General features: G+C 54.8%; 15 protein-coding genes and 1 other RNA gene. 6 read left to right on the top strand and 10 right to left on the bottom strand.

Features of this window, described 5'->3' with window-relative positions:
- Window positions 1–44: 44 nt before the first annotated feature.
- Genes AUQ41_RS13365 through AUQ41_RS13385 form a run of 5 tightly spaced genes read right to left on the bottom strand, consistent with a single transcriptional unit; the run spans window position 45 to window position 5,121 of the window.
- On the bottom strand, window positions 45–1,505 hold the full coding sequence (locus AUQ41_RS13365; protein ID WP_063088840.1) for a UDP-N-acetylmuramoyl-L-alanyl-D-glutamate--2,6-diaminopimelate ligase: 1,461 nt from the start codon (window positions 1,503–1,505) through the stop codon (window positions 45–47).
- Window positions 1,492–3,210, bottom strand: coding sequence for a penicillin-binding protein 2 (locus tag AUQ41_RS13370; RefSeq protein ID WP_008889600.1), 1,719 nt, complete (start codon window positions 3,208–3,210; stop codon window positions 1,492–1,494). Before AUQ41_RS13370 ends, AUQ41_RS13365 begins: the two co-directional genes overlap by 14 nt.
- Window positions 3,207–3,638 (bottom strand): hypothetical protein, encoded by a 432-nt coding sequence (locus AUQ41_RS13375; protein ID WP_063088841.1) that lies wholly within the window; start codon window positions 3,636–3,638, stop codon window positions 3,207–3,209. The genes AUQ41_RS13370 and AUQ41_RS13375 overlap by 4 nt, the downstream gene beginning before the upstream one ends.
- Window positions 3,635–4,621, bottom strand: a complete 987-nt coding sequence (gene rsmH / locus AUQ41_RS13380) for a 16S rRNA (cytosine(1402)-N(4))-methyltransferase RsmH (RefSeq protein ID WP_063088842.1) — start codon at window positions 4,619–4,621, stop codon at window positions 3,635–3,637. The genes AUQ41_RS13375 and rsmH overlap by 4 nt, the downstream gene beginning before the upstream one ends.
- Window positions 4,618–5,121 (bottom strand): division/cell wall cluster transcriptional repressor MraZ, encoded by a 504-nt coding sequence (locus AUQ41_RS13385; RefSeq protein WP_063088843.1) that lies wholly within the window; start codon window positions 5,119–5,121, stop codon window positions 4,618–4,620. Before AUQ41_RS13385 ends, rsmH begins: the two co-directional genes overlap by 4 nt.
- A 600-nt stretch (window positions 5,122–5,721) precedes the next feature.
- On the opposite strand from AUQ41_RS13385, the gene AUQ41_RS13390 reads away from it, so the two are divergent.
- From AUQ41_RS13390 to AUQ41_RS13410, 5 genes are all read left to right on the top strand, one after another.
- The gene (locus tag AUQ41_RS13390) at window positions 5,722–6,450 is read left to right on the top strand and encodes an EF-hand domain-containing protein (protein ID WP_232308392.1); all 729 of its coding nucleotides are present in this window, start codon (window positions 5,722–5,724) and stop codon (window positions 6,448–6,450) included.
- A 94-nt stretch (window positions 6,451–6,544) separates the two neighbouring features.
- Window positions 6,545–7,606, top strand: a complete 1,062-nt coding sequence (gene corA / locus AUQ41_RS13395) for a magnesium/cobalt transporter CorA (RefSeq protein ID WP_063088845.1) — start codon at window positions 6,545–6,547, stop codon at window positions 7,604–7,606.
- Between the two features lie 10 nt (window positions 7,607–7,616).
- A complete protein-coding gene (locus AUQ41_RS13400; RefSeq protein ID WP_063088846.1) occupies window positions 7,617–8,102 on the top strand; it encodes a hypothetical protein in 486 nt (161 codons plus the stop codon).
- Window positions 8,103–8,216: 114 nt separating this feature from the next.
- The gene (locus tag AUQ41_RS13405; RefSeq protein WP_063088847.1) at window positions 8,217–8,765 is read left to right on the top strand and encodes a cysteine hydrolase family protein; all 549 of its coding nucleotides are present in this window, start codon (window positions 8,217–8,219) and stop codon (window positions 8,763–8,765) included.
- Between the two features lie 68 nt (window positions 8,766–8,833).
- Window positions 8,834–9,454: a pyridoxamine 5'-phosphate oxidase family protein gene (locus AUQ41_RS13410; protein WP_063088848.1), complete on the top strand. Its 621-nt coding sequence runs from the start codon at window positions 8,834–8,836 to the stop codon at window positions 9,452–9,454.
- Between the two features lie 79 nt (window positions 9,455–9,533).
- On the opposite strand, the gene rnpB is transcribed toward AUQ41_RS13410, so the two are convergent.
- The 5 genes from rnpB to AUQ41_RS13435 all read right to left on the bottom strand — a co-directional run bounded on the left by rnpB (window position 9,534) and on the right by AUQ41_RS13435 (window position 14,482).
- An RNA gene (gene rnpB / locus AUQ41_RS13415) (RNase P RNA component class A) lies at window positions 9,534–9,929 on the bottom strand.
- A gap of 61 nt (window positions 9,930–9,990) precedes the next feature.
- Window positions 9,991–10,743, bottom strand: a complete 753-nt coding sequence (locus AUQ41_RS13420; RefSeq protein WP_063089030.1) for an N-acetylmuramoyl-L-alanine amidase — start codon at window positions 10,741–10,743, stop codon at window positions 9,991–9,993.
- A gap of 5 nt (window positions 10,744–10,748) precedes the next feature.
- Window positions 10,749–11,621 carry a DMT family transporter gene (locus AUQ41_RS13425; protein ID WP_008889609.1) on the bottom strand — a complete coding sequence of 291 codons (873 nt, stop codon included), beginning with the start codon at window positions 11,619–11,621 and terminating at the stop codon, window positions 10,749–10,751.
- Between the two features lie 176 nt (window positions 11,622–11,797).
- Window positions 11,798–13,621, bottom strand: coding sequence for a ribosomal protection-like ABC-F family protein (abc-f, locus tag AUQ41_RS13430; RefSeq protein WP_063088849.1), 1,824 nt, complete (start codon window positions 13,619–13,621; stop codon window positions 11,798–11,800).
- Window positions 13,622–13,744: 123 nt separating this feature from the next.
- Complete coding sequence (locus AUQ41_RS13435) at window positions 13,745–14,482, bottom strand: TerB family tellurite resistance protein (protein WP_063088850.1); 738 nt, start codon at window positions 14,480–14,482, stop codon at window positions 13,745–13,747.
- Window positions 14,483–14,752: 270 nt separating this feature from the next.
- Between AUQ41_RS13435 and AUQ41_RS13440 the strand changes: the two genes are divergently transcribed.
- Window positions 14,753–16,750 (top strand): methyl-accepting chemotaxis protein, encoded by a 1,998-nt coding sequence (locus AUQ41_RS13440; RefSeq protein WP_083952661.1) that lies wholly within the window; start codon window positions 14,753–14,755, stop codon window positions 16,748–16,750.
- Window positions 16,751–16,756: the final 6 nt, after the last annotated feature.

The following is a 16,756-nucleotide window of genomic DNA, read 5'->3' on the forward strand; positions in this document are numbered from 1 at the left end:
CCGGTCAGGCCATCACGGCCAAAGCGCCGTAACGGTATTTATGTTCAGTTGCCACCTGCAAGGATGCTGCGGGCGACAGATGCATCATCGAATGGAAGAACCGTATCGCCGACAACTTGGCCTCTTTCATGGCCTTTTCCGGCAATAATAAGGACATCGTTACGCTGCAGGATGCCAATGCCGCGTTTGATGGCCTCGGCGCGATCCCCGATCTCGACAGCACCTTCGCACTTTGCCTTGATGGCAGCACGAATGGTTGCCGGGTCCTCGCTGCGCGGATTGTCATCGGTGATGATGGCAATATCGGCAAAATCGTGCGCAACCTGCCCCATCAACGGGCGTTTGCCGGTATCACGGTCTCCACCGGCCCCGAATACACAAACGATGCGGCCTTTGCAATGCGGACGAACCGCCTTGATCACGGTTTCAAGGGCATCTGGCGTGTGGGCGTAATCAACAAATACCGGTGCGCCGAAGCTTGTCTTGCCAACCAGTTCCAGACGTCCACGGACACCTTCAAGTTTTTCAAGGGCCAGAACCGCCTGATCAAGGTCGGCACCCGATGCCACCACGATGGAAAGGGCTGCCAGTGCGTTCATCACCTGGAAACTTCCCATCAGCGGCAGGTGGATGTTGTATTCGCCCTTGTTTGCCATCAGGCGGAGCTTGGTGCCGGTGCTGTCCGGTGTTGCCTTGATCAGTTTGATGTCATCGGCGTTCTCGCCATAGGACAGGACATTCACACCGCGCTTGGCACAGAGTTTTTTCAGAAAATCGAACTGTTCAACATCGGCATTCAGCACAGCCGTGCCATCGGCAACCAGAAGGTCGGAGAACAGCCGGGCCTTGGCGGCGAAATATTTTTCGAACGTGCCGTGATAATCAAGATGATCACGCGACAGGTTGGTAAAGGCGGCAACGGTGACCTTCACGCCATCCAGGCGGTATTGGTCAAGCCCGTGCGAGCTTGCCTCCATCGCGACATGGGTAACGCCAATGCCGCACATTTCATCAAGGCTTTGATGCAGGGCAACCGGATCGGGCGTCGTCAGTGAACCGGGGATCTTTGCCCCAGCGGCCCGAATGCCAAGCGTTCCGATCGATCCCGACATGTTGCCGAGGATTGTCCAGAGCTGCTCGGTAAAGATCGCCGTGGATGTTTTGCCGTTGGTGCCGGTGATCGCCGCGATGTTTGCCGGCTGCTTGCCATAGAAACGGGCGGCAAGCTGGGCATAACGTTTGCGCGGGTTTTCCACCGGGATCAGCGGAACCGTGGGGGCTGCCGGTCTTGGCGTTCCATCCTTTGCAAGGATGGCCGCGGCACCAAGCTTGATCGCATCGGCGATATACTTGGAACCGTCATCACGTGCACCGGACAGGGCGGCAAACATATAGCCATCCTTCACGGTGCGTGAGTCTGCTGTCAGGCCCGTGATATCCGGGTCCTGTCCTTCGGCATGTTTCAATGCCGCTTGATCACCTGCCATGAGCTCAGAAAGACGCAAGTTTGCGTTCCCCTTTGCGAAGTTCGATCTGCAGCGCTTGCTCAATCTCCGGCGCCTTCGCATTCGCCGGTTCAATGCCCAAAAGGGGAGCAATACGTGTCACAACCTTGCCAACCGCAGGGGCGGACACCCAACCTGCTGTGGCAAATCCATAAGTTTCTTTAGTGCCTTTGGGCTCGTCCAACGTCACCAGAACCACATATTTCGGGTCCTGCATCGGGAAGGCGGCGACAAAGGTCGACATGCGGGCGTTCTTGACATAGCGCCCGTTCACGAGTTTTTCCGAAGTCCCGGTCTTCCCGCCAAGGAAGTAACCCGCCACTTCGGCGTTCTTGCCAGAACCGTCGGTTACGACCAGTCGCATCAGGCGACGCAGCAGTTCCGACGTTTTCTGGGAAAATACACGTTCGCCTGCCGGTGCACCGTCCTGTTTGAGGATGGTCGCAGGGCGGCGAATACCACCGTTCACAAGGGTGGAAATGCCACTGACAACCTGAAGCGGGGTCACGGCCAGACCATGACCGAACGAAATCGTCATGGTGTTGATGTCGCGCCACGGATTGGGCACAAGTGGTCCACCAACTTCAGGAAGCTCGATTTGCGGTTTGTCGAGCATGCCAAGCTTTTTAAGGTATTTTTGCTGGGTCTCGCCGCCAAAGGCCATTGCCATGCGGGCTGATCCGATGTTCGAGCTGTGAACAAGGATTTCCGGCAGGGTCAGCCAGCGGTTCTCGCCGTGATAGTCACGAATGCGGAACCCGCCAATTGCCAGCGGTTCAGTCGCGTCATAGACCGAGTTCAGCGTCGATGTGCCGGTTTCAAGGGCGATGGCCGTGTTAAACAGCTTGAACACCGAACCCATTTCGTAAACGCCAAGCGTGGATCGGTTAAAGCGTGCATCGGCTGGTGCCTGGCCCGGGCGATGGGGGTCAAAGTTCGGAAGCGATGTCATCGCAACGACTTCGCCGGTATAGACATCCATCACAAGGCCTGCCGCCCCAACCGCGCTGTAGGTTTCCATCGCGTTTTCGACTTCTTCGGCAAGCGCGTATTGCACGCGGGTATCAAGCGAAAGTTCCAGTGGGCCGTTATTGATGCGCAATTCGTTGTCAAATTCGCGCTCAGCCCCGGCGATGCCGTTATTGTCGATGTCGGTGAAGCCCAGAACATGTGACAGAAGACGCCCATGCGGATAAACGCGGCGTTCTTCACGCTGGAAATTCAATCCCGGAATGCCAAGCGAATTGACGTCATATTGCTGTTCCGGCGTCAGGTTGCGGCGCAGCCAGACGAATGCCTTGCGCGAGCTCAGATGACGGATCAGTGAATCGCGGTCCAGATCAGGCAATACGGTCAACAAGAGGTCGGCGGACTCAACCGGGTCCTTGACGACACGGGCATCGGCATAAAGCGAATTGGTCGGAAGATCGGTCGCAAGCAACATGCCGTTGCGATCAACGATATCAGCGCGCTCGGTCTTGAGTTCACGGGTATCGGTTCCCGATGCGACAGCCGGTTCATTGCCCTGACGCAGAACCGATGCATCAATCAGGCCATAGGTGATCCAGCAAAAACCGATGATGAACATCGCGCCGGTGATAAAGATACGGTTGCGCGCGGTTTCAAGCGCAAGACGTTCGCGCTGATCCGGGCCTAGTTCCGGACGGTCGCCGCGCAGCCAGTATGAAAAACGGGTCAGGCTCATTGTGCACCCCCCGTTTCGGTTGCGACGGACGGGGCATCAATGATCATGGTATCAGCCGCCTCGTCATACATCAGATCACCTGGACGGGCGCGCGGGACGGGCATGAAGGCAACCGCCTCGCCGAACTTGTTGATGCGATACTGATGTAAATCGGCGTCTTCGGGCAGGTCATCAATGCTTGCCATCTGAAGTACGTCAATCTGGGCAAGGCTCAGATACTGCTTGGACAGGCGTTCGATCCGTTCCGGATTGTTCAGATAACTCCATTCGGCCTGAAGAACATGGATGCTTTCCTGTTCGGCCAGAATGTCGGACTGAATATCCGCGTAACGTTTTTCAAGACGTTCGACCTGATGGCTGACCCAATAGGTGCCGGTGCCGATCAGGATGGTCAGAACAAGGCCAATGATGGTTACCGCACGGGTCATTTGCGACCTCCCTGCGATGTGGCCGGTTGATCGTTGCGCGCAACAGCGCGCAGCTTTGCCGAACGTGCGCGCGGGTTGGCGCGAATTTCATCTTTCTGACCGGTGACGGCCTTGCGTGTGATGGTCGTGAAAGTCGGAATGGCAACTTCCGGTTCGCCGGGCAGGCGACGCGACATCTTGTTTGGATCGCCGGAGCGTTCCTTCATGAATGTTTTGACTTGCCGGTCTTCGAGCGAGTGGAAAGTCACAACCACCAGACGGCCACCTGGTTTAAGCAACGTTTCGGCGGCATCCATGGCGCGTTCAAGTTCGCCAAGTTCGTCATTCACATAAATGCGCAGCGCCTGGAACGTCCGCGTGGCGGGATCAATGCCGTCCTTGGATTTACGCACAACAGAACGCACCGCACGGGCAAGCTGGGATGTGGTGGTAAAGGGTTCCTCTGCGCGCATTTCGATAATCTTGCGCGCGACTTTGCGCGATGCGCGTTCCTCGCCATAGCGGTAAACGACGTTGGCGATGTCTTCTTCTTCGGCGGTGTTGACGAAATCGGCCGCCGTCGGGCCGGACATCGACATGCGCATATCAAGCGGGCCGTCTTCGCGGAACGAAAATCCGCGATCGGCCTGATCAAGCTGCATCGACGAAACGCCGATATCAAGAACGATACCATCGACCTGCTGCGCACCTGCCGCCGGGAGAAGTTTGGCCATATCGCCAAAGCAACCCTCGACCATGTGGAAGCGGCCGTCATATTCGGCTTCAAGCTTTTTGCCGGTGGCAACAGCGGTCGGGTCGCGGTCGATGCCGTAAAGTTCGCAGTTGGCAGAGTCAAGAATGGCGCGGGAGTAACCGCCTGCGCCAAATGTACCGTCAACCATGATCTCGCCGTCACGCGGTGCAAGGGCTTCTAGGACCTCGCGGAGCAGGACCGGCTTGTGCGGACGATCTTCGGTAGCAAAGCTTAGATCGTTGCGGCTCATGATGCGTCCTCCTCCGTTACGGTGCCGGGACGTGCACCTTTGGGGAGTTCACTCATCGGTTTGAGCTTCAATGTCGCACCACGGTTAAGCGTGCGGGTCCGGCTGGCTTCTTGCAGGGGCTTGAAGATGTCAGGGTTCCACAGGCGGAAGGTGCGACCACGGCCGACAAAGGCGACCTGATCTTCGATGCGGGCGAACTCGATCAGTTCTGCGGGCAGAATGATGCGGCCTTCGCCGTCGTAAGGAAGCATATGCGAGGAGCCAAGGATGGTGTCTGCCAGATCGTCGGCCTCGTCAGAAAACATGTCGAGTTCATCAAGCGATGCGGCAATGCGCTCCATGTGGCTGTGGCTACAGCCTTCAAGCGCGCTTTCCTTGTGGGATTGATACAGGTAGATGCCGGCGAATTCTTCGGTATCGAGGGCCGCACGGAACCGTTTGGGGACGGATACGCGTCCCTTCCGGTCCAGCTTGTGAATGTGCGTCCCTGTGAACAGCACTTCGCCATTCCCCTGATCAAAAAACCGATCTCAGAACACTGGCCCTGATGGGCTGTCTTGCGACTGTGGTGTGTCTGAAATCGATATGCCCCGCATGGCACTGAATTTGTGCCTCTTTATGGGGTACCATGGGAATTGATGGGGGTCAATGGGATTTGATGGGCTGAATTATGACGTTTTGGCACTTCCCGAGGGTTTCCGCGGTATATGCAGAAAGGCTGAAATCGGCCAAAAATGCGGGAAAACCAGCGGCGATCCATCTTCTGCCCATAAGATCCCAATTCGGTTCCATGGGGACCCATGGGAAGACCATCGAAAAACCGGAATTTGGGTTTAGATGGACCCGTTTAAGAATTGGATTTGAATGGGGTTGTCGAAGACAATTTGCGATTTGATGGCCAATCGGGTTTGATGCGCGGGCAAACTCCTGCAAAATGTCAAAATGATCTCTGATGGTTTTGATCGGCCATCACGAATGAAAATACCCCCGAATGGGGTGTGGTCTTCTGGCGCAGGGCAGCGTCAGTGAAACGAAGGAAGCGATTGTTGCGGATAAAAGCTGCCATTCTATTAATGGGTTGTGCATTTTCCTGGGCCGCGTTGGTTCCCGGGGTAAACCCGGTCACGGGTGGTGTGGCCACGGCACAGGGGCTTAGTCTTGACCCGGCCGGTGGCGGATCAAATTCGCCCGAAGTTTCTTCGCCGCAGATGCGTGAATTACTGCCCTTGATCATGCAGCAGCTGCAAAACAATCCGGAACTTATGTCTCAGTTTGGACTGGGCGGGCTTTCGGGGCTGAATGGCCTGAATGGGGATGGTTCCGGTACAGGTGCAGGTGCAGGTGTTCCCGGTATGACAGGCGATGGTGTGTCCAACATCCCCGGACTGAACGAGGCAATTGCCAAGGCGCTTGCCCAGCAAAATGGTGGCGCTGGCGTCGCTCCATCGGGCATTCCAGAACAGGTCAAAGTTTATCGCGAACAATACCACCCGGTTGATATCGACCAGGATGGTCGTATCAGCGCGGATGAGGCTGCCGCCTATGCCAGCTGGATGTTCAGGCGGCGCGATATCACGGGCGATAATGTTTTGGTGGCGCGCGAATTTGCCGCGGTTGAAAAATTGCCGGGTTCTTCGGATGCCAATCGACAAAGGTTGCGCACCGAAAGCCGCCGACTTGAATTGCTGTTTCCGGAATTTGATGCCGATGGTGACAAGATGATCAGCAAGGAAGAATTCATGGCGCAGGTGCATGCGACCTATGATGAGAAGCGCGGAGCGGCAGCGGATATTGATCCGTTTTCTTTCCAGACGGTTTTGCCATTCTAGGGCTGCGTTGCTTGGAAACGCATTCATCACATGACAAGTATTCAATAAACTGGCATCCGTAACCATCGGCAAGCCGGAAGAGACGGAGAGGCTCATGGACACCAACGAATTCTTTGCCCCGGTGCGCGCAAACACCGACAGCGGCAATACCGCCAGTCCGGCTGCTTCTGATAGCGCAGTTGGTGACGGTGGGCAGGCAACCGAGGCCGCAAACACGTCTTCTGAGCAATCTGGCGCCAAACCGGCTGCTGCCAAGGCCGAGCGCCTTCCTGTTTGGGTCGATTTGCATGCCCCGACGCCTGAAGAAATTCACGAGATTGAAGAACGCTTTGGCATTGAAATACCGACGCGCGAAGAAATGCAGGAAATCGAACTGTCATCGCGCTTGTATGACGAAGACGGTGCGTTGTTCATGACGGTTTCGGTTCTGACCAAGGCAACCACTGATGCACCGCAAACCACGGCGGTGACATTTATTCTGGTCAAGAAGACCTTGATTACTGTGCGTTATGCCGATCCAGTGCCGTTTAAGACCTTCATCCGGCGTGTTAAGCGCAGCCCGTCGCTTGCCAATAGCGCCGAGGCCGTTCTGTTTGGTCTGCTTGAACAGATTGTTGATCGACTTGCCGACCTGATGGAGCAAACAGCGACCGATCTTGAAGGCCTGTCCAATCAAGTCTTTATCAGCCCGGATGAGAAGAGCTCGGATGCGGATCATCGCGAAACCCTGCGTCAGATCGGGCGTACCGGCAACCTGTCGGGCAAGGCCAAGGACAGCCTTTTGAACCTGCATCGCTTGGGATTGTTCCTCTCAACTCAGGCGCGGCTTAAAAAGGATGCCAAGGCGCGGCTCAAGATCCTGTCGCGCGATATTGTCTCGATCACCGAGCACGCCAATTTCATCGCCAACAAGGTGACCTTCCTGCTGGATGCGACGCTTGGCATGATCAGCCTAGAACAAAACAACATCATCAAGATCTTCTCGGTTGCCGCGGCTGCCTTTTTGCCACCGACCCTGATTGCCAGCATCTATGGCATGAATTTCGAATTCATGCCGGAACTGGGGTGGGAGTTCGGCTATCCGGTCGCAATCGGCCTGATGGTGCTGTCGGCCGTCCTGCCGCTGCTTTATTTCAAGCGCAAAGGATGGTTGTAGGCAATGTTTTATGACAATCTCGGATTGTTTGTCTTATTCTGGCCTGACGAATATCTATACAAACTCATTTTCAGGTGACCATCTCTTGTCTGCGCTTGCTGATCTGCTGGTTCTGATTGCGTTGCTTTCTGTTCCTTGGTTGATGATTGCCAAAGAGAACAGTGGAAAGGTGACCAAGCGACTGCCATTTAGCGTATGGACGCTGGTGGTGATTGTTATTGTGCCACTCGTTATCGACTATGCGATTCAATTGGTCGAGGAAAGCTTATCAAAGGGCTTAATAGCAGTTTTGGGCTTTGTCGTTCCGGCTACATTCTATGCCCGCGAGGTGGTTCGACGAGCGCGTGATGCTGGTCACGGCAAAAAGCTGCCTTACGGTGTGTTTATGCTTCCCGGGATAAATTTTCTGATCATGATTTATCTGATTTTCGCCTCGTCAAGAAATGACGGTGCACCTGAGTTAAAGCAGGATGTGAGTGCTGGTTCTGTTGAATGAGTATTATGCTCTGATGGCAAGATTATTGGGGCAAATGTCATTTACGACAGATTGTTCTTAGCTTATTTGCACGGCTTCAGCCGGTACCTTTTTATTCATCTCGGAGCCCCACAAATGAGCAAATCCGCCCTGATCCTGATTGATTGGCAGAAGGGATTTGATGACCCTGAATATTGGGGTAATCGCAACAATCCCGACGCCGAAGCCAACGGCGAAAAACTGTTAGCACACTGGCGCGCCAAAGGTTGGCCTGTGTTTCACGCCAAGCACAACTCGACAGAGCCGCAATCGCGCCTGTATCCCGATCATCCCGGTAACGCTTTCAAGCCGGGTTTTGCGCCCAAGGATGATGAGCCGGTCTATGGCAAGAACGTCAATTCTGCCCTGATCGGCACGGACCTTGAGGCAGATCTTCGCGCGCGCGGTATTTCAAAACTGGTTCTGTGCGGGATAACCACGGATCATTGCGTGAACACAACCACCCGCATGGCGGCCAATCTTGGATTTGATGCCACCATTGTGGCGGATGCCTGTGCGACCTTTGATCGCAGTTTGCCAGACGGGCGGGTTTTCCCGGCCCAGATGGTTCATGATGTTGCGCTTGCCAGCCTGAATGGCGAGTTTGCAGCAGTGAAAACAGTCGCGGAAATTATTGCGGGTTAATCGGCAATTGACTTGCGTTCGCAACTAAAGCAGTTTCTGCCCTCGTTTCTCGCCAAAGGTAATCTGCAATGACCAAAATCGATACTCAGGAAAAGCTCCGTGCCATTTACGGAGAGCCGCTTGGACTTGCTGTCAGCAAATGTTTGCCGGCGCTTGATCCGCACTGCAAGCACTTCATATCGCTTGCGCCCTTTGCGGTGATTTCCTCGTCAGATACCAATGGCAACGCAGATGTCAGCCCGCGTGGTGATGGCCCGGGTTTCATCAAGGTTGTTGATGACAAAACACTGGTTATGCCTGATCGTCCGGGCAACAACCGGGTTGATACCCTGTCAAACATTGTCGACAACCCGAAAGTCGGGATGCTGTTTTTTGTGCCGGGCGTGAACGAAACGCTGCGCATCAACGGTGTTGCTGAAATCAGCACCGACCCGGCTTTGTTGGGGCTGTTTGCCGATACGCCCAAGGTACCGATTACCGCGATCAAGATCACGGTCGAGGAAGCCTTCCTGCATTGCGCAAAGGCGCTGATGCGTTCCAAGCTGTGGGATCCGGAAACCCGGATCGAACGCAAGACGCTTCCGACCTTGGGCAAGATGATCAAGGATCAGACAGCGTCCGATATTCCCGAAAGCACGCAGGAAGAAGTAGACAAGTATTTCGCACAATCCATTGCCGAGCGTGGCTGATCTGCTGTTCATGGTTTGAACGCATTTGATCCGGGCGATGACGGGAAACTGTCATCGCCTTTTTTCTGTCTGAAATGATAATACCAGATGGCCTGTAAGCCGGGTTCTGTCCATGCGGCGAACCGCACTGGATGACTATTCATCTGGGACGTCCGTCGCCGAACGCCTCCTGCAACCAACCCGAATGGTGGTGCGAAAACTCACCTGCCGACAATGCCGAAGCATCCGGCCGACCATTCCTATTAGGTTTTGCTCCCGGTGGGGTTTACCATGCGTCCCGCATTGCTGAAGGACCGGTGCGCTCTTACCGCACCCTTTCACCCTTACCGGATGGCTTGCGCGATCCGGCGGTATACTCTCTGTGGCACTTTCCCTAGGGTCGCCCCCGCCAGACGTTATCTGGCACCGTGTTTCCGTGGAGCCCGGACTTTCCTCCCCGATTGCGAACAATCAGGGCAGCCATCCGGCCATCTGGTGATCGGGATGTAGGTCACATCAAGGATGGCGTCAAGGAAAAGCAGTGCGGGCAGGGATGCCTAGCGGATGATCGCGCTGGCAAGCAACTTGGCGATGGCAATGCATTCGTTATCGACATTGCCTGAAATGTCGTTTTGCCGCCAATGACGTTGGAACGCGATGGTGCGTTTGGCTCTCTCTTCGTCGCTGTCAGCCGGACCATAACCTATTGCCTCAAGCAGGCGATAAAACTCATCCGGGCTGGGAGCTGTGCCGGAAATGCCGGAACTGATTTCAGCAACGCCATGGCATCCGGGCCATAAACCGATGCCGTTTTCTGCCAGTTGCTGCCACGGGAACAGTTCACCCGGATCTTCCTTGCGGTCCGGGGCCATATCGGAATGGGCGATGATACGGCTGGCGGGGATGTCGTGACGGACAAGGATGTCTTGCGTCAGATCTATGACGGATTTGATCTGGATTTCCGGAAACGGGCGATAGCCATATTCATGTCCCGGATTGACGATCTCGATCCCGATGGAGTGGGAATTCACGTCTTGGCAGCCTTGCCAAATGCCAAGCCCCGCATGCCATGCACGTTTGTCTTCATCAACCAGCTGAAAGATACGGCCATCTTCCTCGATCAGGTAATGGCTTGAGACAGAACTTTCCCGATCACACAGGCGTTCAAGTGCGTCGGCACCCGATTGCATGCCGGTGTAATGCAGGACCAGAATATCAATCGGGCATCCTTCCGGACGATCACCGGAATTGGGGGAAGGGTGGGAAATGATGTTTCCCGCTGATCGCGTTCTGGTGATCTTTTCCCCCATGCGGATCAATCCATTCCCTGTGCTTTGCGTTGAACCGGCTTGCGCAGCATGATGACCGCCACACCGCACAGAACGACTGTGCCACCAATGATTTTAAGCAGCGAAAACGGCTCGTCAAACACAAGGAACGAACCCATGACACTGATCACCGGTGCCAACAGGGTCCAGGGCACAACAACGTTCACATCCTGCGTCTTCAGCAAATGATACCAGAAGCCATAGGCCACAATCGATGACATCACGACCGTAAAGGCAAGGTTTGCATAGGCCACCCAACTCGCGTTCATCACCGCTTCAAACCCGTTCGGCTCAAAGATCAGGGACATGATCAGCAGTTGCGGGGCCGCCATCAGCGCCATCCAGCCATTCAGTTGGAAGGTATCAATGTCGCCAAGCTTCTTGATCATGACATTGGCAACGGCCCACATGAAGGATGCAAACACCACGAGTAGTAGTGGTAATTGCAGTTCGGTCATGGTCGGGTCCCAGAACATGATGGTGACACCGATAAAGGCCAGCGCCATACCCGAAAGCCGTTTCCAGCCCAGCCGGTCATTAAAGAAATAGGTCGCAAGCATCGACGAAAACGGCACGCCCAACAGAATTATGATGGCGACAGGTCCGGCATCAATCATTGAAAGGGCATAGAACAGAACCCCGAAATGAAGACCGCCAAAGGTCACCGAAATCAGGGCCAGCTTGCCAAAACGTCCGCGTGGAACTTGTGTAAACGGGATCAACAGGATTGCCACAGCCGCAAAACGCATTGCCGTCAGGATGAAGGGCGGGATTTCACCAACCGCCCCTTTGACGGTCAACATGTTCACGCCCCAAATGACGGCGACGGAAAAGGCCATAATTACGGCTTTGATCGGCATGGCGGGGCCTTTCGGCAATAAGGGGCAATAATGACCCCAAGAATATCAGATAGATACGCACACCCGCCCAAGTTTTTTAGACGGGTTCTATTCCTTGATCCGATGTTTCAGCCCAAAGCACAAATGAGTTGTTTTCAACTCATGCCTAAACTGTCTTGAAATTCGCTTAAGCTTGGTCAGCCCTGACCAAGTTCCTCGCGCAGCATTTCAAGTTCCAGCCAGCGTTCCTCGGATGCTTCAAGTTCTGAGCGCGCAGCATCCAGTCGATCCACCTTTTTCTGGAAACCTCTCGGGTCTTTGGTGAACAGGCTGCTGTCAGAAAGCGCATCCTCAAGGGTTGCGATTTCCGCTTCCAGTTTGGCCATCGCAGCAGGCAGATTGTCGTATTCGCGCTGATCCTTATAGCTCAGCTTGCCTGTGGGCTTGGATTTTGGTGCCGATGCCTGTGCGGCCTTCTTGACCTGTTTGGCAGCGGCCTTTTCTTCCTTGGCGGCCTCGGCGCGCGAAAGTCTGCGTTGGGCGATGTAATCGGAATAGCCACCGGCATACTCGATTGCAGTCCCATCGCCTTCCATGACGATAGATGATGTCACAACGCGATCCAGGAAGTCACGATCGTGGCTGACCAGAAGAAGCGTGCCTTCATAGTCGCTCAGCATTTCCTGAAGCAGATCCAGTGTATCCATATCCAGATCGTTGGTCGGCTCATCCATGATCAGAAGGTTGGTCGGCTTGGCCAATTGTTTCGCCAGCAACAGCCGATTGCGTTCACCACCTGAAAGCGCGCCAACCGGGCTTCGCGCCTGTTTTTCATCAAACAGGAAGTCACGCAGATAGCTGACCACATGGCGCGGATTGCCGCGCACCATGACCTGATCGCCACCAACATCACACAGCGTATCCCAAAGGGTCTTGCTGTCATCAAGGGCGGCGCGTTTCTGATCGAAATAGCTTGGATTAAGGTTGGTGCCGATCTTGATCGTGCCGCTGTCAGGTTCGATCTGACCGGTCAGCATTTTCAAAAGCGTGGTTTTACCGGCCCCGTTCGGGCCGATAATGCCAACCTTGTCGCCACGTAAAATACGGGTCGAGAAATCAGCGATGATCTGACGGTCGCCAAATGATTTGGCAATATCGGTCGCTTCGATCACGACCTTGCCGGATGTCTCACCGGCGTCGGCCGCAAGCGACACGTTGCCGATGCGGTCAACCTGTTGGGAACGCTGGGCGCGCATGTCATAAAGACGGCGCAGACGGCCCTGGTTCCGTTTGCGGCGGGCTGAAATACCCTGCACCGACCAGACTGTTTCCTGTGCAATCAGTTTATCAAGCTTTGCGCGTTCCTCGGCTTCCTTGCGATAGATTTCCTCGGACCATTCCTCAAACTGGGAAAAGTTGATCGAACCCTGATGCATCACACCGCGATCAAGCCACAGCACACCATTCGATACGGCATTGAGGAATGCACGGTCGTGCGAGATCACCACAACAGCACCGCGGAAATTCTTGATTTCGCCTTCAAGCCATTCAATCGTCGGCAGATCAAGGTGGTTGGTCGGCTCATCAAGTAACAGAACTTGCGGATCGGCAATCAGCGCACGCGCGATCGCGGCCCGGCGGCCTTCACCACCCGAAAGCTGTTTTGGGTCCGACTTCGGATCAATGTCAACCGATGCCAGCAACATGTCGGATCGATAGGCATAATCCTGTTCATGGTCATCAAGGGCCGAAAGCACAAAATCCTCGACCGTGTCATAGCCGTCGAATTTCGGTTCCTGATTAAGGTAGGCCACCTTGCAGCCTGGCTGAACAAAGCGTTCGCCGCCATCGGGTTCGATTTCACCGGCGATGATTTTCAAAAGAGTCGATTTGCCGCCGCCATTGCGCCCGACAAGGCACAGGCGGTCGCGGTCGCCAATGGCAAATGACACATCAGAAAACAGATCATTCCCGCCAAAGGTCAGGTGAATGTCATTAATATTGATCAGCGGTGGCGCCATGGAAAAACCGACAAGTTTGAAAACAAAACAGGGTCACAGTGACCGGCCCCCTGCAAACAGCAAATCGGGCACCGTTGCAAGGGAAATCAACCTTGCCAGAGATAATCGAGAAGATCGAACGCGCTAGCGGATGCCACGCTCTTTGCGGATTTGATCCCAGGCCGCATTGATCCGCGCCATCTTCTCGTTGGCCTGTTCAATGAATTCCGGCGGCATGCCCTTGGCCATCAGCGTATCGGGATGGTTTTCGCGCGACAATTTCCGATGGGCCGATTTCAGGTCATCGTCACTGGCCTCACGCGTCAGGCCAAGTTGCTCATAGGGATCCGGGCCGTCTGACGCGGTGAAGGCATGATGAACCCGTTCAAAGTCGACTTCGGCAAAGCCAAAAATATGAGCGACCTTTTTAAGGTACTCCTGTTCGGCCGGGTGCAGTTCCCCGTCGGCCATGGCTATTTGATAAAGCGCCTCAAGCACACCTTCAAGGATGGCACGTTCACCGCGAAACATGGTGGCTATCTGATGGGCATAGACCTCAAACCCGTCTGACGATGATCGCGCCATGTCAAAGATGCGGCCGACATTCTTTTCTTCGCCCGGCGGGATATGGAACACGCGTTTGAAGGCGTTGACTTCATCGCGGCTGACATGGCCGTCAACCTTGGCCATTTTGGCGGCCAGGACGACCACACCGGTTGCAAAGGCGATCTGCCGGGGATCATGCCCGCCAATTTGCGGCCCGCGTGCATTGCTTTTGATCTTGTCAACGACATGACCGGCCGCCGCGCCGAGAATTGCACCCAATGGTCCGCCCAGGGCAAAGCCTGCAGTTCCGCCAATAATTTTGCCCCAGATGCTCATGGGTGATCTTCATCCTGTTTGTTGTAATCCGGCGCGGTCTGATTGGCTGAATGGATAGGTTATTAATCGGTACCAATACCCGCGCAAAGCACAAACATAGTGCGCAGATGATGAAAAGAAATGACCTAATTTCCGGGAATTTTCGCCAAAGGTAGAGGGAATTAGTAATTAGTCTATACTTTAGTCTTTATATATCTACTGATGGTAGAATGTTTTATGGTTCTGAAAAACAAAATATAAAACCAAGAACCGGAAAATGAGGGTGGAAGCATGTCTTTCTTGTCGCGAATGAAGCTGGTTTACCAGATCTCGCTGCTGAGCATCGTTGCTCTGGTGATTTTCGCCATTGTCGGGATCACGCAATTCGTTGCCGATCAACAGCGCCAGTCAGCGCAATTGATCGCCAAGGCTGCGAGTGAGGATTCCCAGACGGTAAGCATTGTCTCGCGTGCGTTCCTCGATGCGCGTCGCCACGAAAAAGATTTTGTTATTCGACGAAGCGAGGAATATGTCACTGCCCACGCCGAAGCCGCCGCGCAAATCCGGGCCGGTCTGGAAGAGCTTTCCGGGCGTGAAGAACTTGGTGGTCTTCTTGAGCAGGTCGAGCAGGTTCAGACAGCCGTCGATAATTATGTGTCGGAATTCGCCACTGTCGTTGAACTGCAGCGCAAGGTTGGTCTGGACGAGAGTTCGGGATTGCTTGGCGAAATGCGCAGTGCGGCGTCTGAAGTCGAAACTGCTTTGGCAGAAGTGGCCAAGCTTGAAGCGATGCTGGGACTGAGTGGCACCAAGGACCTCTCGATTGCGGTTTTGCAGATGCGCCGCGATGAAAAGGATTTTCTTGCACGTCTGGATCCGGCCTATGTCGAAAGTGTCGAAGCAACTTCCAAGCAGTTCTCGGCTGCACTTGAGCGCGCCGGCAGCATTCAGGATGAAAAGAAACAGCAGCTTGGCAAGCTGATGGATTCATATTTGGCGGATTTCAAAACCCTTGCCGATGCTGTTCTTGAACGTGAAGAATCCCTGGAACGCCTCAGCGCATATTACGCTGCGGTCGAGCCTGTTCTCGAAACATTGGGCAATGAAGTCCGGACAGTTGCCGAAAACATGCAACAACGTGCCGAACAAATCGCTCATAGCGGGGTTCAGGTTACCTTTGCGATCTTTATTGCCGGTGCGATCATCATGATCCTGATGTCGATGGTTCTTGCGCGTGCCATCGTGCGGGCCATCACCGGGTTGACCGACAAGATGGCCCGGTTGGCCAAGAACGACTTTGACGTCAAACTGGATGAGGCTGATCGCAAGGATGAAATCGGCGAAATGGGCCGGTCTGTGGTTGTCTTCCGCGAAAACGGTCTGGAGCGGCAAAAGCTTGAAGCCCAGCAACGCGAACTTGACGAAAAGCAGCGCCAGCGCATCGAGGCGCAGGAACAGCACATTCGCGAATTTGACGATGATGTCGTCGCAATGATGAGCGAAGTGGGGACTGCCGTTCAACAGCTGCATTCCGTCTCCGAAGTTCTGCGCAACAGTGCAGCCACAGCCAATGAACAGTCGACAACTGTTTCTGCGGGCAGTGAAGAAGCATCGTCAAACGTGCAACTTGTTGCAACGGCGGCGACGGAGCTTTCGGCCTCTATCCACGAGATCGCGGGGCAGATCAGCGATACGTCGAAGATGGCCGCGACGGCCAGTGATCGTGCCCAGACAACCAACGATGACATCCAGGGCCTGAATGCGGCTGCAGTCCGCATTGGCGAAGTCATCAATCTGATCAGCGATATCGCCGAACAAACCAACCTTCTGGCCCTGAACGCCACGATCGAAGCCGCCCGTGCCGGTGATGCCGGCAAGGGCTTTGCCGTGGTCGCAAGCGAGGTGAAAAACCTTGCCAATCAGACCGCCAAGGCGACCGAGGACATTTCAAGCCAGATCAATGATATCCAGCAGGCCACACAGTCGGCCGTCGACGCGATTGATAGCATCGTTCAGATGATCAAGGATATCAGCGAGCGGGCATCTGCGGTGGCGGCCGCCGTCGAACAACAGACCGTTGCGACCAGCGAGATCTCCCAGAATGTCGAACAGGCCGCATCGGCAACCACCGAAATCTCAAACGCGATGCAGGGGGTTTCGTCGGCGGTGGCAGAAACCACCGAGGCTGCCGATGATGTGCGTGGTTCGGCCGATAACCTGGGCCGTCAAAGTGATGGTCTGAGTGAACGTATCGATAACTTCCTTGCAAGGATGCGCTCGATTTCATAGGCCGCC

The organism is Thalassospira sp. MCCC 1A02898, from assembly GCF_001618185.1.
Lineage (GTDB): Bacteria > Pseudomonadota > Alphaproteobacteria > Rhodospirillales > Thalassospiraceae > Thalassospira > Thalassospira tepidiphila.